Origin of the sequence: Bacillus sp. SH5-2 (assembly GCF_008368905.1) — a bacterium.
Lineage (GTDB): Bacteria > Bacillota > Bacilli > Bacillales > Bacillaceae_G > Bacillus_A > Bacillus_A luti.
The window spans coordinates 62640-85440 of the sequence record NZ_QOSD01000001.1 but is presented as its reverse complement, the minus strand read 5'-3'; the positions used below and the strand labels follow the sequence as shown (position 1 = coordinate 85440).

12 protein-coding genes, 2 other RNA genes and 1 riboswitch are annotated in these 22801 nt (G+C 36.8%); of the genes, 11 read left to right on the top strand and 3 right to left on the bottom strand.

Annotated features, from left to right (window positions below; all coding sequences use genetic code 11):
• Positions 1–3: 3 nt before the first annotated feature.
• A complete protein-coding gene (locus DN410_RS00445) occupies positions 4–258 on the bottom strand; it encodes a DUF3931 domain-containing protein (RefSeq protein ID WP_000369735.1) in 255 nt (84 codons plus the stop codon).
• A 71-nt stretch (positions 259–329) separates the two neighbouring features.
• Between DN410_RS00445 and DN410_RS00440 the strand changes: the two genes are divergently transcribed.
• From DN410_RS00440 to ssrS (DN410_RS00420), 5 genes are all read left to right on the top strand, one after another.
• Positions 330–797, top strand: a complete 468-nt coding sequence (locus DN410_RS00440; RefSeq protein ID WP_097949070.1) for a GNAT family N-acetyltransferase — start codon at positions 330–332, stop codon at positions 795–797.
• 24 nt (positions 798–821) lie between these two features.
• Complete coding sequence (locus tag DN410_RS00435; protein ID WP_000451820.1) at positions 822–1094, top strand: YpbS family protein; 273 nt, start codon at positions 822–824, stop codon at positions 1092–1094.
• Between the two features lie 2 nt (positions 1095–1096).
• On the top strand, positions 1097–1930 hold the full coding sequence (locus DN410_RS00430; protein ID WP_149174886.1) for a sulfurtransferase: 834 nt from the start codon (positions 1097–1099) through the stop codon (positions 1928–1930).
• 116 nt (positions 1931–2046) lie between these two features.
• Positions 2047–2229, top strand: a non-coding RNA gene (ssrS, locus tag DN410_RS00425) — 6S RNA.
• Between the two features lie 21 nt (positions 2230–2250).
• A non-coding RNA gene (gene ssrS, locus DN410_RS00420) (6S RNA) lies at positions 2251–2434 on the top strand.
• Positions 2435–2488: 54 nt separating this feature from the next.
• Here ssrS (DN410_RS00420) and DN410_RS00415 read toward each other — a convergent pair.
• On the bottom strand, positions 2489–2938 hold the full coding sequence (locus tag DN410_RS00415; RefSeq protein WP_149174885.1) for a hypothetical protein: 450 nt from the start codon (positions 2936–2938) through the stop codon (positions 2489–2491).
• A gap of 83 nt (positions 2939–3021) precedes the next feature.
• On the opposite strand from DN410_RS00415, the gene DN410_RS00410 reads away from it, so the two are divergent.
• From DN410_RS00410 to DN410_RS00385, 6 genes are all read left to right on the top strand, one after another.
• Entirely contained in the window at positions 3022–3333 is a 312-nt protein-coding gene (locus DN410_RS00410) for a hypothetical protein (protein WP_149174884.1), read from the top strand.
• A 3-nt stretch (positions 3334–3336) separates the two neighbouring features.
• Positions 3337–4575, top strand: coding sequence for a glutathionylspermidine synthase family protein (locus DN410_RS00405; protein WP_149174883.1), 1239 nt, complete (start codon positions 3337–3339; stop codon positions 4573–4575).
• Entirely contained in the window at positions 4568–4954 is a 387-nt protein-coding gene (locus tag DN410_RS00400; protein ID WP_088231533.1) for a DUF350 domain-containing protein, read from the top strand. The genes DN410_RS00405 and DN410_RS00400 overlap by 8 nt, the downstream gene beginning before the upstream one ends.
• Positions 4955–5060: 106 nt before the next feature.
• A riboswitch (M-box (ykoK) riboswitch) is annotated at positions 5061–5224 on the top strand.
• A gap of 346 nt (positions 5225–5570) precedes the next feature.
• A complete protein-coding gene (locus tag DN410_RS00395; protein WP_149174882.1) occupies positions 5571–6296 on the top strand; it encodes a P-type ATPase actuator domain-containing protein in 726 nt (241 codons plus the stop codon).
• 129 nt (positions 6297–6425) lie between these two features.
• Positions 6426–7292 carry a 5'-3' exonuclease gene (locus DN410_RS00390; RefSeq protein ID WP_149174881.1) on the top strand — a complete coding sequence of 289 codons (867 nt, stop codon included), beginning with the start codon at positions 6426–6428 and terminating at the stop codon, positions 7290–7292.
• Between the two features lie 182 nt (positions 7293–7474).
• Entirely contained in the window at positions 7475–7615 is a 141-nt protein-coding gene (locus tag DN410_RS00385; protein WP_001227801.1) for an FbpB family small basic protein, read from the top strand.
• Between the two features lie 74 nt (positions 7616–7689).
• Here the strand turns inward: DN410_RS00385 and DN410_RS00380 are convergent, their stop codons facing one another.
• On the bottom strand, positions 7690–22716 hold the full coding sequence (locus tag DN410_RS00380) for a DUF7507 domain-containing protein (RefSeq protein WP_149174880.1): 15027 nt from the start codon (positions 22714–22716) through the stop codon (positions 7690–7692).
• Between the last annotated feature and the right edge of the window lie 85 nt (positions 22717–22801).

The window sequence follows — 22801 nt, the reverse complement described above, 5'->3', positions numbered from 1 at the left end:
TTGTTATGAGAAAAATATTCGTTCAATTTTCTTTTGTAGTACAGTATCTAAAGATTTTACAAACCCTGCAAATTCATCAGTAGAAATCATATGAGTAAGAACGAGTCGTCTGCCGTCTGGTGTTTCACCGCATAAGACGAATGAAGAAAATTCATATGTTTTGTTTTCTACTACTAATTTTGGATAGGAATACGAGTCGCTTTTCTTCTTCTTTCCATCAATAGAGATGACGTTGCACTTTTTCTCATTGTTGTCCATGGTGAATCCCTCCTTTCTATTACTTATGGTAGACAAGGAGGGTTTAGAACAATAGAGAAGGGGGAATTTTTATGCCTGTTGTAATAGAGAATATTTCAAAAGAAGCTATACCGAAATCTTTATTGCTACTTGCTGATCCGAGTGAACAGCAAATTAATACATATGTGCAAAGAGGATTAACATATGTAGCTAAGCAAGAGGACCGAGTTGTCGGTGTATATGTTCTTTTGGAAACAAGGCCGAAGACGATGGAAATTATGAATATTGCGGTTGTAGAGCATTTGCAAGGAAAAGGGATTGGAAAGAAGCTATTGAAGCATGCTGTAGAAACTGCTAAAGGATATGGTATGTCTAAACTTGAAGTTGGTACGGGTAATTCTAGTGTTTCACAGCTTGCCTTATATCAAAAATGTGGATTTCGTATTTTTTCTATTGATTTTGATTACTTTTCGAAGCATTATGAAGAAGAGATTATTGAAAATGGGATTGTATGTCGTGATATGATTCGACTTGCAATGGAATTGAATGAGAAAGTATAACTTATTTATTAGGGGGAAGAGAAGATGGAAGTACATAAAGCAATTACAGCACATTCTCGTAAACAAAATGAAAGTGTAAAAGCATGTTTACAATTAGATGCGCAGCGTGAAGCAGCTATTGAAGCAGCCGTATCTCTTGCGTCAAATGGGAAAGAATTTTCGGTTGATGTCATTAATGTTGTAACGAAGCAAATTAATGATCTTGCAAAAAATGGTGTCACACTACAGCGTAAATATGTTACAGAAGAAATGGTTATGGAGTATGTAAGTCGTTTGCAAGAGAAAGAAGGTCGTTAAAGATGATAGTTACAGTCGAATGGTTACGTGAGCATATAGAAGATGAGAACGTCCGTATAATCGATTGTCGTTTTGATTTAGCGAATCCTAATTGGGGTAGAGAAAAGTATGAGGAAGAACATATTCTTCATGCGTTATATTTTGATTTGAATTTAGATTTATCAGGTCCTGTAACAGAACATGGTGGTCGCCATCCATTACCGAATATTGAAGAGTTTGCAGACAAGCTTTCACAAGCTGGTATTGATGAACATACGACAGTAATTGCGTATGACAGTCAAGCTGGCGCAAATGCTTCTCGTTTATGGTGGTTACTCCGTTATGTAGGACATGAGAAAGTATATATATTAGACGGCGGATTTCCTGCTTGGAAAGAGAATGGATTACATATAACAGCGGAAGTTCCTGTTGTTATACGAAAAACATTCAGAGCAAACATACAAGGTCATATGCTTGTATCGATGGAAACGGTCAGAGAAAATATCCATGCAGGTGCAGATGTTACGTTAATTGATTCTAGAGAACCGAAACGTTATGCTGGTGTAGAGGAACTTGTTGATCCGAAAGCAGGACATATTCCGACAGCAGTAAACTATTTTTGGAAGGATGGAGTGCTAGAATCAGGACATTTTAAAAATGGAGCTGAGCAACAGGAGCGATTCCAAAATCTTTCAAGAGATAAGGAAACAATTGTGTATTGTGGTTCTGGTGTTACAGCGTGTCCAAATATCCTTGCATTGAGATTAGCTGGATTCAAAAATGTTAAATTGTATGCAGGTAGCTGGAGTGATTGGATTTCTTATCCAGAAAATCAAATTGCAAAAGAAGAAGATTAATCACTTGCATGCGAAAAAAATTTGTATTAAAATAAGGTCACAAGCAAGAGATTGCTCGAAAAAGATTGTATTTTACACATTGGAAACAATGTGATAATATAACGACAAGTAAATAATACATCCTGCGGTGTACGTAACTTATTTATGTCTAAAACCGATGTTAGTTATACGGAAGCTCAATATTTAGCGACCATCATCAAGCCTTCCTTGTGGAGGAAGATGTACGGTAACTGTGAGGGCATCCACCTGCGAGTAGCGGGTTTTTGGACATTTACGAGGAGCGGCACGTGCGGGGGTCTTATTTCAACTAAACTTATATACAATTCCTACGGTGTACGTAGCTTATGCATGTCTTAAACCAATAAGTTTAATATGGAAGTTCAATATTTAAATGTAGCTAACATGCCATCTTTTTAAGAGGGAAGTTACAAACATTTGTGAGAGCATCCACCTGTGAGAGCAGGTTTATGGACATCTAGAGAGAACGGCATATGTGGGACTATATAAAAACCTTACGTTTTATACGTAAGGTTTTTTTGTTGCATAAAAATGTCAATGTTATCTTGATTCACCTGTGAAGTTTCCATAATAAATATAGCACTTTCTGTCTTCATCAATCTCTCTTGAATCTAAGGCGAACTCCATATGTATGCCGTCGCGCTGAATATATATAATATCTGAATGAAGGGAAGGTAAAAGTTCTTCATAGTTCCATACATCTTTACTATCAACTATGCTTGAGCTCGTTTCTCTGAGCTCTCTAATTTCAAAACCTATATGGGAGTATGTAGGATCTGAAGGATCATTTGCAAAAACTTCTTTTTGAATATATATAACTACCGTTCCATCTGGATCTACCGAAGTTGCAGTAACAACATATGTATTTTTCTCTTTTATAAAATATTCACAAGTCATGCGTGCGATGATTTCAGAGTTAGAAATATTTGCGTAGTTCCATAAAGCAGGGTACCCGTTTGTTTCATCGTTGAGCCGATATTCTAAGCGCATTTTATCCCTCTTCTTCCTTTTTCTTCTACTTTATCATGGCTTCTTATATAATAGAAATATATTTTATAAAGGGGAGTGCGAAGGTGACAAAAACGAAATGGCTAGTAGGCGGTGTGTTAACGTCTTTAATGACGGGCACCTTATTTGGCTGTGCACAAGATGTTCCCCCCGAACCGAATGATGGCAGTTGTTCTGATTGGGATTGGGATGATGAACTTGGGGTATGGCAGTGTGATGATAGTAGTTCAGGTTATCGAGGACATTACTTTTATGGCGGAACATACTATAAAAATAAATCCACTTTCAAAAATTCATCAGCGTTTAAATCGTACCAATCTTCTTCCGAATTTAAAGGTGGAATTGGAAGTGGTTCGAAGGGTGGATTCGGAGGATAAAATATGTCGCAATACATAAAGAAACGAAAAGAATTTTATGCGAAATATCCAAATTTTTGGTCGGATTTATATGAAAGTGAGTATAGTTTGTTTCATGTTTTTTCAATAACAGAAAAAACTGTGAGACAAATACAATTAGCAACTGAACGAATGGGGAAAATATTTTTTAAGACTGCTAGAATTCTTCGGAGTTTATCTGACGAGCAGCTTCTAGAGTTTGGTTTTCCACCTGCAAGCCTACCTTTTATTAGAATAAAAGGGCTGTATCCTGAATCTGTTATTTCACGATTTGATTTCGTCTTAACAGGTGATAACCAAATTAAAATGCTTGAGTTTAACAGCGATACACCAACTTTTATTATGGAATGCTTTCAAATGAATGGGGAAATTTGTGAAGAGTTAGGCTATGATGATCCAAATTTGGGTCAAGAACGATTACTTTCTTCTGGTGTTACAAAAGCCGTAATGGAAGCGATAAAGGGAATAGATAATCCAAATGTTGTTTTTACAGCACATCATGAGCATATAGAGGATTGGAATACGACTATATATTTGAGTCAGCTATGCCATGTTGAAAATAAAGTAGTGCCAATGTCAGAACTTAGAATTACAAAGGATGCTTTAGTGGATAGGGATGGAGTGCAGATTGATGTTTTATATCGCCAAACATATCCGGTAGAAGATTTAGTTGAGGATCAAGATCCTGAAACAGGAGATTTAGTAGGTGTGGAACTGCTACAACTTGTAAAAGCGGGAAAGCTTTTTATCATAAATCCTTTGTCAGCATTTTTACTTCAGCCAAAATCAATTCAGTGTCTTATTTGGGGATTAGCAGAAGAAGGGGCTTTTTATACACGTGAGGAACAACAGTGGATTAAAGAATATATGTTACCTACTTATTTAGAACCAGATTTATTTTTAGGAAAAGGTTCTTTCGTCCAAAAGCCTTCATTTGGTAGAGAAGGAGACACAATTACAATTCGTGATAAGGAAAAAAATATTATGATTCAAAATGTACATCAAACATATAAATCGTCACTTCCGATATTTCAAAAGTATACAGAACTTCCAGTCATATTTTTGGAAACTGAAAAAGGAATGGAGAAATTATCGTATGTGTTTGGTTCGTTTTTAATCGCTGGAAAAGCGAGTAGTATCGGTATTCGCGCTGGGGAAAAAATTACGGGGAATGAATCGTACTATTTACCGGTAGGTATGAAAAAGGAGGAAAAAAATGATTAATTTTTTATTATATTTAGCAGTAACACTCGGACTTTTAGGCGTTGGTCTCTTCCTAATGGAAGTGACAACGAAAGTAAAGGAATTTAAGTTAATGGCTCAAGGAAATAAGGCGGTAAGCTATGTGCTGGGAGGAAGATTACTTGGGCTAGCAATTGTTTTATATTCGACAGCAGCTAATTCCATTTCACTTCTTGATATGGTTTCATGGGGAGCTGTTGGGATCTTGGCTCAAATTATTGTCTTTTATTTAGCTGAGTGGCTTACACCACGCTTTAATATAAACAAAAGTCTCGAAGAAGATAATCAAGCGGTCGGCCTTTTTCTTATGTTTTTATCGCTTGCAATTGGGATTGTAATTGCTGGTTGTATAACGTATTAAAAACTTTACGTTAGTTTGTATGTAGTTTTACCATCCCTTTCGAAAAAATTGTAGGCTACTGTTGACATCTATTTTAAATAAGAGTAACATTTTCTATGTAATGAAAATAAGTCTCTGTTAGGTGAGGCTCCTGTATAGAGAAATGCTACTGCCCAAAAATGTCGAGAGACGCCAATGGGTCAACAGGAATGATCGAATTAAGGTTTTTCTTAACGTAGCTGGTAATGTACCTATGCTATACAGTGCTAAAACTCGACGAGGGAGAGGTCTGTAGATTTCTAATGATATTAGAAATCTCTTATTTGTGTATGTAATGGCCGCTACTCTCTTAAGAGTAGGGGTCTTTTTTGTTACCAATCTATGAGTAATTTCATAGTATAAACTATAAAAATAAACGAGGAGGTGAGGAGCATGTCGAATTCTGACTCGGTTCCGTTACCCATATACTTCAAATCAAAAATATATGATGTAGGCAGGAAACGACTTGTTCCTCCCTCTATATTTATCATAATGTAGCGTTTATTTACATATTTAAGCGCTAAACACTTTCACGATAAAGTGGATAAATTGAGAAACAAAGCGTTTCTTCCTATGTTGTAAAGGAGGAGACGATAATATGTTATATGCAAACAAAACTGTGGGTAACACATCATATAAACTAAGTAAAAAATCAATGAAAGAACAAACAATGCTTCAAAAAAATAAAGATTTATTAATTGAAATCGCAACAAGAGATGTGAAATCTGTATTTGCGTATTTTAAAACAACTAGAGACGGCCTATCCATGAAAGAAGCGCAAAAGCGTATTCAAGTATACGGTCGAAATGAATTGATTTCAAAAAGAGCACGTATTGCAGAAGTAATGATAAAACTAAGCGGAATGATTCCAGGTCTTTCAAAACAACATGTGCGTGATGGATTACAATGTGAGAAAATTACTGTGTCTCGAGTAGAATGTTCGAGTGTAACAGGTTTAAACGGTGAATTGAAAATGATGAATTTGCCAGTACAAGAGCTTGTTCCTGGTGATATGATTTTTCTTTCAGAAGGTGATACAGTACCAGCAGATGTACGTATCATTTATGCGAATGATTTATTAGTAAATGAATCTGTCCTAACAGGAAACGATGCAAGTGTTGAGAAATTTGAAAGTTGCTATCATCTTGAGCGTAAACGATTTATTCCTTTAAAACGAATGAAAGACTATAATCCACTTGAACTTGAAAACGTGTGTTTCAAAGGGACATATATTGTTGGCGGAAATGCAAAGGCTGTCGTTGTTTCGACTGGGAAAAATACGTATGCAGGAATTCTTCATACTTGTAGTAGTAGAATGTCTTAATGTGTAAATGATGCTAAATATACAAAAACAATGTATAATAGACAAAGTTGAAAAAACGTAGAATGGTAATCTATTTATATAACCTTACGTCATAACGTGGGGTTATTATTTTTTGGTAGGAGAGGGATTATGAAAAAGGTATTATTAGTTGATGGTATGGCACTATTATTTCGTGCTTTTTATGCAACAAGTGTCTACGGACAATTTATGAAACGACAAGATGGTACCCCGACGAACGGGATTCATGGTTATATGAAACATTTATTAACAGCTATGCAAGCAATTGAACCGACACATATCGTAACATGCTGGGATATGGGAAGTACGACATTTAGAACAGAATCGTTCTCAAATTATAAGGCAAATCGTGCAGCGCCGCCAGAAGAATTAATTCCGCAATTTGATTTAGTACAAGAAATGACTGCTAAATTATCTATTCCGGTTATCGGTATGAAAGGGTATGAAGCAGATGATTGTATCGGTACGCTTGCAAAACAATACTGCAATGAAGCAGAAGTTTATATTTTAACAGGTGATACAGATTTACTTCAACTTGTTAATAAGAACGTTACAGTTATGCTTCTGCGTAAAGGAATAGGAAATTACGAGTATTACACACCAGAGAAAATCATGGAAGAGAAAGGTGTGGAACCGTGGCAAATCGTTCATGCGAAAGCTTTCATGGGAGATACGAGCGATAATTATCCAGGTGTAAAAGGTATCGGTGAAAAAACAGCGTATAAGCTTATTCAAGAGCATGGAACAGTATCCGCTGTACTAGAAAATGTGGAATCATTAACGAAAGCGCAACGTACGAAGATTGAAAGTGATTTAGAGAACTTAAATATTTCATTACAATTAGCACAAATTCATTGTGAAGTTCCTATTTCATGTTCACTAGAAGAAGGATTACACACAATGGATGAAGAAAAACTTAGATTCGTTTGTGAAGAAATGAATTGGGGAAGACCTGAAATATTAATAAATATGTTATAAGAAGTAGAAAGGCCGATTAAATATTTTTAATCGGCCTTTCTTTTTTGTTCACAAAGTTGTCAGAAAATAAACGAAATTTTCATGTGAAGTTCAAATGGAATTCACAACAATCAATTATTATAAGAACACACAGATAATTCTTTATCTTTTATATAAACCATCCCCCAAGGAGGAAAATGAAAATGCGAAAAAAAATGAGAAAATCCTTTAAACAATTATTAATAGAAAATAAACAATCTCTACTAACTAATAAGGAAAATATGAAAGAAATTGAAGAACGGATTGAGAAACGACATGTAGCATATAGCGCTACTAGTAATTGAGTATTATAATTTTGTTCGTGAAAAAAGCTTGTAATTTGGAGAGTATCCAAACTACAAGCTTTTTATTTTTTTGATTACCGCCACCAAATCCAAATGTAATTTCGTATATTTCGAGGAGTAATGCGTATAAAACGTTCACCGTCAAAGAAGCAATTTAAATTTGGAAGTGTCTCATCTGGATTTTCGGGAATAAAGGTGACGATGTTTTCGTTACTTGTAACGGTTACTGTAATTGGTGGGTCAGTAGGTGAGACTTGAAGTTGTAACGAAATATTGGCCGTATTTTTAAATTCATTATTAACAGGTGGACTTATCACTTGTACTGTGAATAACACGATAATTGTTTCATTTGGTTCCAAATGAGTAGCGATTAGGAAACCGACATTCGGATTTGCTAGTGGAGAGCGTTCACCATTAATCAAGACAGTTCCATTCATAAATTGTAAATCTGCTGGAATGGTATCTTGTAAAGAAACGTTTATAAGTGAAATGTTAGAAGTATTTGTAATTTGAACCGTGTAATCAAAATATTGATTTACATAAGCTGAGCTGACAGAAGCATTTTTTATTACTGCTGCAGTAATAAATTGAACTGGTATGCGGACAATGTTTGAATTAACGATGAAAGTAATAATTGGATCCTGTGGTGTCAATTGGAAAGCTGCTGTAACTGTTGCGGAATTGATAATCGTATTGTTCGAAGGAAGAGAAGTGACGAGAACTTCAAATGTTATCATTGCTACCGAATCAGCAGGTAAAGCGCCGATATTCATACCGGTGTCAGGACGAATATTAGGGATTTGGGTACCGTTAATTGTTACACTATTTTCTATAAATGTTGTACCAGCTGGAATCATATCTAAAACGGAAGTACTTACTGTAGGAATTGGGGAATGATTAACTATCTCTAATGTGAATGTAATAGTATCTCCTATAACGACGATAGATTTGTCAGCTGTTTTTTCAATGAGAACCATTGGATCAACGATTGTTGTTGTAACGATATTTGTTTGCTTTGTAATTGTAATAGGCGGTTCGGTTGGATCGATGGTAACAGTGTAGGAAACAGAAGCATCATTATTGATTGCAGATTGAAGAGTAGATGAAGATATTGTTATTTGGAACGTAATAATAATATCTTCATTAGGAGCAAGATTGCCTAACGGAATACCGTTTTCAGGATTCGCATTAGGCTGATTGATTCCGTTAATCGTAACACTACTAGTAACGAAGGTTGTATCTACTGGTACGGTGTCTATTACGAAAAGATCTTCAATCGTTACATTACCGCTATTCGTAATCGTAATTGTATACGTTAAAGTTTGACCAGGTAAGGCATTCGTTACATCAACAGACTTAATAGCAAAGACATTATCATTTTGGACAGTCGTTGTGACAGTATTTGTTGTAGTTGTATTCGTAACAGGTGCGTTATTTGGGTTGACTATATAGTTAAAGGTAGTAATTGCATTGTTGTTGAGTTCATTAGGCGTTGGGATAGAAGTCACAGAAACTTGGAATGAAGCGATAACATCTCCGCCAACAAGTATAGTGCCAATTGGTATGCCACTTACTGGATTAACTCCTGGAAGAGTTTCTCCGTTTACAATAACGCTATTTTCTATAAACGTAGTACCTTGAGGAATCATATCTTGAATGACTACATCATTTGCTGCAATATTACCAGTTTGATTTAGCGTAATCTGATACGTTAACGTATCACCGACTGTCGCAAATGCAAGATCAACAACTTTATTACTATTCAAATTCGCGTGATTAATTTCTGTTGTGGCAGCAGACGAAATGATAGTTTCGTTAATAGGTGGTCGATTCGGTACCGTGTATTGATATTCAATTGTACTCGTGTTAGAGATTGGATTTGTTTGCGGAATCGAAGTAACCCGTACTTGGAATAGAATAGTTGCTGTCGTATTAGGCGGAATGTTATCAATTGGTATACCGCTAAGTGGAGTGTCATTTGGACGAGCGTTTCCATTCACAATAACACTGTTCTCTATAAAGCTCGTATTTGCTGGGATGATATCTGTAACGATAATGTTTTCTACTTGTATATTCCCATTGTTTGTGATGGAAATTGTGTAAGGGATAATCGTTTGTAGGTCAGCGTATTGGATAGGTGTAGTTTTGGTCGCAATTACATTGGCAGAAATGACTTCAGTTAAGGTAATATTACTAGTCGATACTTGTTCTTCATTATTTATCGTATAACGAGAAGTTGATTGATTTTGAATGCGAATGCTAGCCGGAAAATCTACGACGGTAACAGAGAATGTGACTGGGATAGAAATGTTAGGAGCAATCGTTCCTACAAGTATACCGGTACTTGGATTGGCGTTAAGTTGCGGAATATTATTTACTAAAACGCTACCGTCAATAAAGGTAGTTCCACCAGGAATATTGTCTGTAAATACAACAGCAGTGGCATCCGTATTCCCTGTATTCGTTAAAGTTGTTGTATAAGTTAAAACATCGCCAATCGTTACAGAAGTCAAATCAACAGTTTTAAGTGAAACGATATCAGCATCATTAATTTGAACGAAAGTAGTGTTGGAAGTAGTCGATTTTTGAATTGGTGCAAAGTCAGGGTTGAAAATAAAGTCGTAGACGATGTTTGCAGTATTAGGTGTTGGATTTACAGCAGGTAAATTCGTAACGGAAACTTGGAAGGTTATTGTAGCCATTTGACCTGATGCGATATTAGGGATGGAAAAGCCGATATTCGGATCTGCTGCAGGAAATGCAGTATTGTTAACTATTACACTTCCCGGGAGAAATACTGTTCCATCCTCTATCGTATCTGTAAAAAAGATGGAGTTAGTTGTAGTGGCTCCGTTATTTTGAATGAGTACTGTATATTCAATGATTTCATCAATGTTAGCTAATACTGTATTAGCGGATTTTGTAGCGATAAGAATAGCATCAATAAATTGTATATTTGTAGCATTGGAAGAGGTCGTTTCTGAAATTGGTGGTGTGCTTGGGTCTGGTCGATACTCGTAGTGAATGACGGCGATATTACTAATGTTATTTTGTGGTGGTATAGAGACTACATTTACTTGGAACGTAACGATAATTGTATTGTTTGGAAGGATAATATTAAGGGTGATTCCGGTAATTGGATTTTCGTTAGGTCTTGGTATGCCATCTACAAGAATGCTATTTGGAATGAATGTGGTGCCAGCAGCAATTGCGTCAATTAGGAGAGTATTTGTAATAGGTACTGTACCAGCGTTTGTAACTGCGACTGTATATGTGATGATTTGACCGATGCGAGTAATAGATCTGTTAGCGGATTTAATTGCACTAACATTTGCTGTACGGACTTCAGTATTTACTGCATTTGATAACGATCTACGCTGAATAATTGGAGAACTAGGGTCAATTTGGTATTCGTACGAAGTGTCTGAAATATTAATGACTGTATTGCCAGGAGGTATATTTGTAAGTTGTACTTGGAATGAAATAGTGACTGTTTCATTTGGTTGTATCGTGCCGAGAGTAACCCCATTTTCAGGGTTCGCGCCAGGCTGAATCACATTATTTATTGATAAGCTATCTTCAATGAAAATAGTGCCTTCTGGAATGTTGTCAATGAACACCGTATTGTTAGCTGGAACAGTTCCAATATTTTGTAGTGTATTTGTGTAGGTAATATTTTGCCCGATGGCAACGAAAGTAACATCCGCCTGTTTAACAGAAATAATATTTGCATTTTGAAGTGATGTTGTTACGATATTAGAATTTGCAGAGCGAGTTACTAGTGAAGCTGTAGGGATACTTACATATTGGTAATTTACAGATGATTGATTTATAATTTCGGTTTCAGTTGGTGGATTATTAGTTTGTACTTGAAATAGTATTGTTTTGGAATTGTTTGATGGAATCGTTCCAATCGGTATTCCATTCTCTGGATTTACACCTGGCTGCAAGACACCGTTAATTGTGACAGTATCTGGAACGAATGTAGTACCAGCCGGAATAGAATCTGTGAAAATAGTATTTATTGCGTCAACGTTTCCGATATTTTTCACTTCAGAAATATAATGGATCGTTCCACCAATATCTACAGTTGTTGGATTGGATGTTTTTGTAATTGTCAATTGTGCTTGCACGAAATTTGTAATGACGATATTACTTGTAGATGTTTCCGTAATAGGTGGTTGCCCTGGATCTGGTTGAATTGTATAGGTTGTATTGGATTGATTTGTAATCGATTGTTGCGAGAATGGATCGTTAATAAGAATTTGGAACGAAATAAGGTGAATAGCGTTTGCTGCTAGGTTAGGCAAAGTAACACCTGCATTTGGATTTGCACCAAGTATAGCTGTTCCGTTAAGTGTAAAACTATTTTCTACGAATGTAGTTCCTTCTAGAATAGTATCTGAAAATATGAGATTCGTAGCAGGAATATTTCCGGTATTCGCTAGCGTTATCGTATAGGTCAAAATATCACCTGTTGTTGCTTGTTGTGCATTGACTGCTTTTAAAGAAAGAACATTCGCATCCGAAATTTGTGTGAACGCTGGATTAGACGTAATTGTTCGAGAGATGATAGGAGCAGTTGGATCGGCGATAAAAGTATAGTCAATACGGGCTGTATTAGAAATTGGATTCACGCTTGGAATGGATTGAACGATAACTTGGAATGTTATGGTGATGATGTCTGAAGGCGCGATGGAGTTTAATGGTATTCCTACGTTAGGATTGGCAGCTGGAACAGAAACGCTATTAATGGTTACGCTATTCGGAATAAATGCAGTTCCTTCTGGGACTAAATCTGTTAAAGTAACTGTATTTGCAGTTGTATTCCCGTTATTTTGGATGACTACGGTGTAAGTGATTGTACCGTTAGTAGATTGTACGAGAGAATCTGTATTTTTAATTGCGGATAACGATGCATCGACGACAGATGTACTAACCGTATTAGATGAGGAGGTTGCTGTAACTGGAGGTTGACTCGGATCGACAATATATGTGTAACTTGTAAGTGCTTGATTTATAATTGCTCCTTGCGGTGGAATAGAGCTTGCAAGAAATTGGAACGTAATAGTAGCAGAATCACCTGGTGCTATAATACCAACTGGAATACCGAGAGTTGGACTTGCATCTGGAAGTGAAATCCCGTTGAGTGTAACACTATTCGGAACAAATAATGCTCCTTCAGGAATGCCGTTAATGAGTAATACAGAGTTTGCAGGGAAGTTTCCAGTATTCGTTAATGTTGCTGTATACGTAATTACATCTCCGATAGATACGATTGTTCGATTTGCTTCTAAAACAGTTGTAACAGTCGCGTTATTAATTTGTGTTGAAGCGCTATTAGAATTTATTGTGCCTGTAACAGGAGGCGCTGCCGGATCAACGATGAATGCGTATTGAATAGATGCAACGTTTGTAATTGGATTTGAAGGTGGAGTAGATGTAACTATGACTTGGAAAGTAACAGCTAAGGAACTACCCGCGCTAACGGTTCCGATATTAACTCCGTTATTTGGATTTGCACCTGGAATGGTATTCCCATTTAAAGCAAAACTATTTTCAACAAAGGTCGTTCCTGCTGGAATGAGGTCTGAGAAATTTACACTCGTAGCGTTTGTATTGCCGCTATTTTGAATTAAAACGGTATAAGTGATCGTGTCTCCAATATTTGCAAAGGCTGTACTAGCAGTTTTTACAGCTGAAAGTATTGCTGAATTAATAGAAGTAACGAAGACATTCGTTTCCACGTTGCCAGGCTGAGCCTGTAATGCATTGCCTACGTTATATTGGAAGTTCACAAATCCTAAGTTTTGAAGTTCAGGAGTGAATGTTGTTGGATTGCTTACAATTTGAACTTGGAATATGATTGTTACAGTTTGATTTGGATTGATTGTATTTATGCCAACACCGTCAATGATAGAAGCGGATGGTAATGAAGTACCGTCAACAACAACTGATCCTGTCACAAATTGTGTCCATGATGGTAAAGGATCTGAGAAAACAACGTTGTTAGCTGGAATATTTCCTGTATTCGTAATCGTAGTTGTATACGTAATCGTATCACCAATCGTTGCAAAAGCTTTATCTCCGATTTTAATCGTGTTTAAAATTGCACTTTCGATTTTTGTTGAAACAGTAGTAGAAGTAATGTTTTTTGAAACTGGTGGATTAGCCGGATTAACGATATGTTGAAAGTTAACGCTAGCTTGATTGGTAATTGGATTTATAGGCGGGATTTCATCTGCGATAATATTAAATGCCACAATGACAGATTGGTTTGGCGCGATATCACCAATTGGGACGCCTGTAATGATATCTGCATTTGGGATGCTAGTTCCGTTAAGTGTAAAACTATGGGGTTCAAAGGAAGTTCCGTCTGGAATAAGGTCGGTAAAAATAACATTTGTTGCACTAACATTGCCGCTATTTGTAATTGTAACGGTGTAGATAATATCTTGCCCAATATCTACTGTTGACACATTTAAATTTTTTTGTGCAGTAAGGATAGCGCTATTAATTTGTGTGGTTGTTGTATTAGATTGATTAGAAGTTGTAATAGATGGCTGGCTAGGATCAACGACATAATGATATGTGATAGAAGCAGAATTAGAAATAGGATTAAGTGTAGGAAGTGTAGTAACAGTTGCTTGGAATGTGATGATTGCCGTATTACCACCATTAATGGAACCGATATTTACACCAGTAGATAAATCAGCATTTGGAATGGTTTGCCCATTAACTGTGAAACTATTTGGAACGAAACTTAAATTGCTATCTAGTATATCGATAACGGTAACATCAGTTGCAGCCACATTCCCGGTATTAGGGAGGTTAAGTGTAAATGTTATTGTATTACCAACATCCGCAAAGGTAAGATCTGCTGTTTTTGTACTTATAATATTTGCGTTATTTATTTGAAGAAGCGTAGTGTTGGAAGTAGCTGAACTCGACACTGGAGGGTTAACAGGATCAACAGTAAACTCATATGTCGTTGATGCTGTATTCGGTGCTGGATTAATAGGTGGAATGCTGCTAACTGTAACTTGAAAGACGATACTATATATTTCATTTGGTGGAAGTGCTGCAAGTAATACACCTGTATTTGGATTCGCGTTAGGTTGTAAAACGCCATCGACGGTTAATGTGTTAGGAACAAATGTGAGTCCACTTGGTAATACATCTGTGAATACAATATTAGTTGCATCGGTATTGCCTACATTGGTAATAGAAGTAGTGTAAAAAGCAGTTTGCCCAATATCTGCATAGGATACACTTTCATTTTTCGTCATGGATAATATAGCTTCTGTAACTTGCGTGGAAACAGGATTACTAATAGAAGTTTCTGCATCAGGTGGTGAGACTAATTGATACGATGTCGATGAGAAATTTACAATGGTATTTTCAGTTGGGAAGGAGGTTACGTTTACTTGGAAGGAAATATTTACTGTAGACCCAGCTGTTATAAGCCCAATATTTACACCGTTTGTTGGATTCGCACCAATTTGAGGAATTCCATTAATAGAAAATGAGTTTGCAATAAATGTGGTTCCGCTTGGCACGGTATCTGTAAAAATAACATTTTGTGCGGAGGAATTTCCGTTGTTTGTTAAAGCGACGGTATAGGTGATTGTATCTCCGATTTGGCTATAGGTTTTATCCACTTGCTTTGATGAAAGAATTGTAGCGGTATTAATTGTAGTAAATACAGTGTTTGAAGTAGCAGTTCTTGAAACAATCGGTGCATTTGGATCAGCGATAAATGAGTAAGAAGCAGTAGCCGCATTGGCAATAGGATTTTGAACAGGAGTCGAAGTAGCGGTAACTTGAAATGCTATAGATATTGAGCTGTTAGGGGCAATTGATCCGGTTGTTATACCTGTATTAGGATCGAGTCCGATGTGTGTACTGCCATTGATTGTGACACTATTCGGAATGAACGTTGTACCATCTGGTATAAGATCAGTGAAAGCAATATTCGTTGCATTTGTATTGCCATTATTCGTTAAAATTGTAGTATAGGTAATGGTATCACCTAGTGTTACAATTGTTTGATCGACCGATTTTACCATCGTTATCATAGCATCTAATACAGGGTTTGTAACGATATTCGTTGAAGTAGAAGTAGTAATAGGAGCTGCGCTTGGATCAACAGTATAAGAGTATAAAATTGTATCGTTCCCCATAATTGAACTTGAAGGGGGTACAGAAAGAACATTTACTTGGAAAGTAACAGTTACTGTTGCGCCAGGGGCGATATTTGGTATAGTTACTCCGAGCGCTGGCCGTGCACCAAATTGCTGCATACCATTGATTGTGAAGGAATTTGGTATAAATGTAGTGTTAGCTGGAATAGCGCTTGTGAATGTAATATTCGTTGCTGTTGTATTTCCTGTATTTGTAATAGTAGATGTATACGTAATTGTATCGCCAACAGAAATAATGGATTTATCAGCATTTTTTGTGGTAGTTAATATTGCGCTATTTATTGTCGTAGTAACGGTATTCGATGAAGCGGTTTGAGTGATAACTGGTTGACTTGGATCGACAATATGCTGAAATTGTACAAAACTAAAATTAGTAATTGGATTTATACTTGGAATGTTTGTAACAAGTACATTGAGAGTAATAACGGCCGTTCCGCTTGGATTTATATTTCCAATCTGAATGCCACTAGCTGGATTTCCAATTTGCTGTGTACCAGAATCATTTGTCAAAGTTCCGGAAATAAATGTTGTTCCTTCAGGTGAAATATCTGTGAAAATTATATTTTGCGAAGTGACATTTCCAGGGTTACTTAATGTAATGGTATAAGAAATTGTATCGCCAATCGTTGCGAAAGTTTTATCTACAGATTTGATTGCCACAATTTCTCCAGAATTTATTTGTGTCGAAACAGAATTAGATGTCGTATTTCGTGAAACAAGTGGTAAATTAGGTCCTGTCATAAATTGATAATCAATGGAAGCGCCGTTTACAACTGGTGAGTTTGGTCCTCCAGGTCCGATTGTAAAAATAGGATTTGGGATGCTAACTACTTGCACACGGAAGGTAACGTTTATAAAATCTCCTGCAATAATATCCCCAATTGGTATTCCGTTCGCTGGATTTACTCCAGGTAATAAAACCCCACCTACTCGAACGCTATCCTCTATAAATACTGTATTATTTGGAATCGGATCTGTAAAAATGATATGAGTAGCAGTCGCGTTCCCGATATTCTTCAATAAAACAGTATACGTTAAAAATGAATTTCCAGGTGCGATGTCAGAAAATAGTCGATCCACACTTTTCGTTGCTTGAATAATTGCTTCGTTAATTTGAACTAAAGTTGGATTACTTGTAGCTGTTTCTGTCACTGGCGGCTGGGTAGGATCAACAATGATAGAGTATGTTGTGTTAGATTGATTCAACGTTGGATTTGTAGCTGGTATTGAGCCAACAATAGCTTGAAAGCTAATTGTTACCGATCCTCCAACTGGAATTGAGTCTAAAGGCACCCCATTATCTGGCCTAAATCCAAGTTGTGGAATGGAGTTAATTTGTACGCTGTCAGGAACGTATGAAAGTTCATTAGGTAATATATCTATAAAAACAGGTGTATTTGCGGTAGTATTTCCGCTATTAGTGAGGGTAGTTGTATACGTAATTGTATCTCCAACAGCAGCAAATGCACTGCTTGCAGTTTTTGTTGCGATAACGGAAGCAGTATTTACTTGTGTAAAGGTTTTATTGGATTGAACTGTTCGTGAAACAGGCGGCTCATTTATATCAACAATAAAGCTATATTGAAGCGATGATTTGTTCGGAATTGGATTAGGGTTTGGAAGTGTTGTAATGTTTACTTGAAAACTGAGTGTAATCGATGCATTTGCATTCAAGTTACCAATATTGATACCGTTTTGTGGATTTGCATTCGGGACAGTTACACCATTTATCTTAAAGCTATTTGGGACAAAGGCAGTACCATTTGGAATTGTGTCTGTAAAAACAATGTTGTTTGCAGTAGTATTTCCAGTGTTTGTAATAGATGAAGTGAATGTAATCGTATCACCAATCGTAGCGAAAGTTGTACTCGCATTTTTATTTAAAACTAAAGTAGCATCAATAATTGGAGTAACCGTTGTATTTGTAATTGTACTATCAACAGCGGGTGATTGGTTTGGATTCACGGAGTATTCATAATTTACAAGAGCATTATTTGTTACTGTACCACTAGGTGGTATCGCTAAAATTTGTGCTTGAAAAGTAATGAATACAGTATCTCCTGGTGGAATATCTGCTAAGTGAATACCAAGTGATGGATCTAACCCTGGCTGCGGAATATTATCGATAGTTACAGAGTTTGGGACAAATGAAGCGCCTGCACCGAGTCCATCTGTTAAAACTGTAGCACTAGCAGGAATATTCCCTGTGTTCGTAACTGCAATCGTATAAGTAACGATATCACCAATTGCAGCTGTCGGTGTATTCACTGACTTCGTAGCGGTGATTGTAGCGTTATTAATTTGAGTTGTTATTAGATTGCTTAGCGCATTGGCGGAAGCAGGAGGTAAGTTAGGATTTACGATATATTGGTATGTTGTATTACTTTGATTCGGGATTGGATTTGGACTAGGTATGGAGTTTACCTTTATCTGAAATGAGATTGTTGAACTTGTATTAGGGTTTATTGGATCAATTGCAATTCCACTTGCTGGGTTTGTATTAGGGAGTGTATTGCCGTTTACTGTTACACTATTAGGAATAAACGATGTCCCGTTTGGAATAACATCTGTAAAAATTACATTTGATGCTAGAACGTTCCCATTATTCGTTAAAGTAGTCGTGTACGTAATAATATCATTTATATTGGCAAACTGTTTGTCAGCAGATTTTACAGCGGTAATAGAGGCGTTATTAATAGTTGTCTGTACAGTGTTAGAAGCAACCATCTGCGCTACAGCTGGTTTGGCTGGATCGTACGTATATTGAAATGAAGTGCTTGATTGATTCATAATCGGATTTACAGCAGGGATAGTTGGTACAAAAACTTGGAATGCAATAGTACGTGATGAATTCGCACCTATTGTACCAATCAAGATGCCGTTAGCAGGATTTGCATTGGCTATAGGGACATTATTAATCGTTACTGTATTAGGAATGAAGCTAGTGCCGGCTGGAATGATATCAGTAAACGTTACATTAGAAGCAGAAATATTTCCGTTGTTCGTTAAAGTAGTTGTATACGTTATAGAATCACCAATATCAGCAAAGTTTGTGCTCGTTAGCTTCGTAGTAACAATATTAGCAGTATTAATTTGTGTAGTTACTATATTACTAGTAGCGTTTCTCACAACAGCAGGTAAAACTGGATCGACGATAAAGCTATATTGAAGTGCAGCACTGTTTTGAACTGGATTTGGTGAAGGTAAACTATTTGCACTAATATGGAAAACAATTGTTGTAATTCCGCCTGCTGGAATAGTACCAACTTGAAGACCGATACTTGGATCCGCGCCTAGCTGTAAAGCACCGCCTATAAAAGTACTATTCGGTACGAGAGTTGTGCCAGAAGGGAGTATATCGGTAACAACTACATTATTTGCTGGAGTATTTCCAGAGTTAGCTAAAGCAATTGTATATGTGATTGGTTGCCCAACATCTGCAATAGTTAAATCTACCTGTTTGACAATAACTACATTTGCTAAGTTGATTTGTGTACTTACAGTGTTACTTAAAGATGTTTCGATAGTTGGGGGATCGCCTGGATTTAAAATAAAACTATACTGTGTACTAGATGAATTTATTGTTGGATTTTGTGTTGGTAAAGAGGTGACAGTTACTTGATAAGAGACGGTAATTGAGCCGTTTGCAGGAATGGCAGGCAAGGGAACACCAATGTTCGGATCTGCGTTATTTTGTAGCACATTATTAATAAGGAAAGTGTTTGGGATAAAGGTAGTTCCATCTGGATTTGTATCTATGAAAGTTGGACTATTAGCAGAAACACTTCCTGCATTCGTTAAAACGACGGTATAAGTTAATACATCCCCTACAGTAGCGAACCCTTTATCCACTGTTTTGGCTGAAATGACATTTGCATCGTTTACTTGAGTAAATGTAGTAGTTGAAGTAGTGTTCTTACTTACAGGTGAAGCGTTTGGATCAACGATAAAGTTATAGGAAATAGAAGCGCTATTTGAAATAGGATTTGGGTTTGGGATACTAATTATTAATACTTGGAATGAAGCTGTAATGGTAGTATTAGCATTGATGCTACCAATATTGATGCTAGCTGGTGTTGTGCCTGGTTGAGTAACACCGTTAACTATAACACTGTTCGGTACAAAGGAAGTACCGTTCGCAATTGCATCGGATAGTAATACATTGTTCGCCGTAACATTTCCATTGTTTGTAAGAGCGAAGGTATAAGTTAATACATCTCCAACTTCTGCAAACGTTTTATCTACAGATTTAGTAGCTTGAAGGTTTGCTAGTCTAATAGTAGATGTAACAGAATTAGAATTTGCTGTTTTTGAAGTTGGTGGCAGACTTGGATTTACAGTATATAAATAAGGAGCGAAAGCATTATTAATGATCGGATTTTGGGCGGTAATATTGATGACAGTTACTTGGAAAGAAAGGGTAAAAGTAGCTCCGCCAGGAATTGTACCGATAGGTAAAGCAACGAGAGAATCTACATTTTGCAAAACGCCGTTTAGTGTTACAGTACCAGGAGTCAATATCGTTCCGTTTGGAAGTGGATCTGTTAGTTGTACGTTAGTTGCAGCTGTATTTCCACTGTTTTTAATAAGGATTGTATAACTGATTGTTTCACCAATTGTAGCAAATTGTTTGTTTGTTGATTTTGTTAATGTTACATTCGCATTATTAATTTGAGTGGAAACGAGATTAGAAGAAATGTTTTTTGTAACGGGTGATTGGCTAGGGGTGACGGTGTATTGATAAGAAGCACTTGATCCATTAGATACGACATTTGACGCGGGTATTGTATTTACTACTACTTGAAATGAAACATTTTTTGTTGTACCAGTTGGGATCGATCCAATGTTCACACCGTTAGCGGGATTTGCGCCCACTTGTGTCGTGCCATCTATTGTTAAACTGTTTAGAACAAAAGTTGTTCCGGTAGGAATGACATCTGTAAAAATAACATTGTTCGCATTCGTATTACCTGTACCTGTAAAGGAAGCGGTGTACGTTAGTGTATCACCAATATCTGCAAAATTTTTATCTACCGCTTTCGTCATTGTTACAGTAGCGTTATTCACTTGACTGGAGACAATATTCGTCGTATCAGTCCCGCTTACTGCCGGTTGATTTGGCACAGGAATGTATTGATATGTCGTTGTACCACTATTTAATATTGGATTTGTTTGGGGAATAGATGGAACGAATACTTGAAATGAAATAGTAGTAGTAGAATTTGCAGCAATAGATCCAATTGATATACCAGTAGCAGGATTTGCTCCTGCTTGAGTAACCCCGTTAACAGTTACACTCCCTGGAATGAAAGTAGTCCCGCTAGGAATCGGATCCGTATATATAACGTTAGTTGCAGCGATATTTCCTATATTAGCTAAGGCAATATTGTAAGTTAACGTTTCACCAATATCGGTAAAAAGTTTGTTAACTGATTTTGTTCCATTAATATCTGCGAGGTTAATTTGTGTTCCTGCAGAGTTGCTTGTTGCAAGACCGTTAAAGGTTGTTCCTCCAGCAATTGGTGTATATTGAAATGTAATATTAGCAGTGTTAGAAATCGGATTTGGATTTGGAAGAGAAACGACAGTCGCTTGGAAAGTTACTGTACGAGAAACACTGTTATTAATTGTTCCAAGAGATATACCAGCGGCAGGATTTGCATTTGTTTGTGGTACGCTATCTACCGTTACAGTGCCAGGTATAAAGGAAGTCCCGTTAGGAAGATTATCTATAAAAATAACGTTATTGGCGGGAAGAAGCCCGGTATTAGGGATAGTAACGGTATAAGTGACGACATCTCCAATTGCAGCGACGCTTTTATTCACGCTTTTCGTTGCTTGTATATTAGGTGAATTTATGTTGATTTGTAAACCGACTGTATTTAACATATACGCGTCTCCGTTAGTTGTTAAACGGATTGCGGCGGACACTTGAGAATTTGTTAAATAAGGAGAAATATCAATAGAAGTAATGTCCCAACCTTGCCGACCAGCGGAGATATTTGTGCCTGTAGAAGCACTTTGATTTCGCGTTCCAAATGTCCCAGTTGTATCTAAGTTTCCGGCAGCATTATTGACCTGAGAACCAAAGAAATTATTTACAGCATTATTTGGCCCAGATAAAGCATTTAATGAACTGAAATTGGGTCCAAATAAAGCTTGATCCCCGGTTAAATCAGCATCTCCTTCGGTAGAACTTAAAAATAATCGCCCGCTTACAGGTCCTCCTGAAGGTGTTAAAAATCCTGAGACAGATACATCGGCACTACCAGTTTCTGCAGAAACGCGGTTGCCTGCTACATAAATGGTTAAGTTTCTTGCGGGTAATGTCCCGTTTTGATAAGCGACGATAAGCGTCCATCCAGCTGAATTAATTGTTCCATTAGAAGCATCTATAGGATCTACAAGTCCAGGGACAGCTCCTGTAGTATAGGAACCAGAACCTCCAGCTTGAATGAGAGTTGTTACGTCTGCTGAACGAGTGTAAAAGCCAAATGTAATAGAATTTGAAACGAAAGTTTGATTTGAAGCTGTAACAGCTGAAGGAGTAACCGAGTATGTTGAAACAGGTGTTGTAAAAGAAACGGGGTTTCCTAATACACTTGTAATGTTTTGATCACGAGATAAATAGTTTCCACCCCAAACGAGTTCGGCGTAAAGGATCGTACTACCAGCAGGTATATTTAAAATAGCGGTAGAACTATTTTGTGTATAGGTTAATGTTGTACCAGCAGGAAAAGTAGGGACTTGTAAAGCAGTATTTGTAGTTGCGAATGCACCAATTGCCCCGATTGTACCAGCACGGTTTTGATTACTAATTTTACTTAAGCCTAAAGTGTTTCCTGTAATAGCGAGTGCGCCGTTAGTGGTGGTAGAAAATCGATTCGTAATGGGCATGTTGTCACCTCATTTACAATATAGTCTTGGTCAAAATAGGATATGTGTGTGACAAATAAAGGGAAACATGTACAAGTTGAATTGG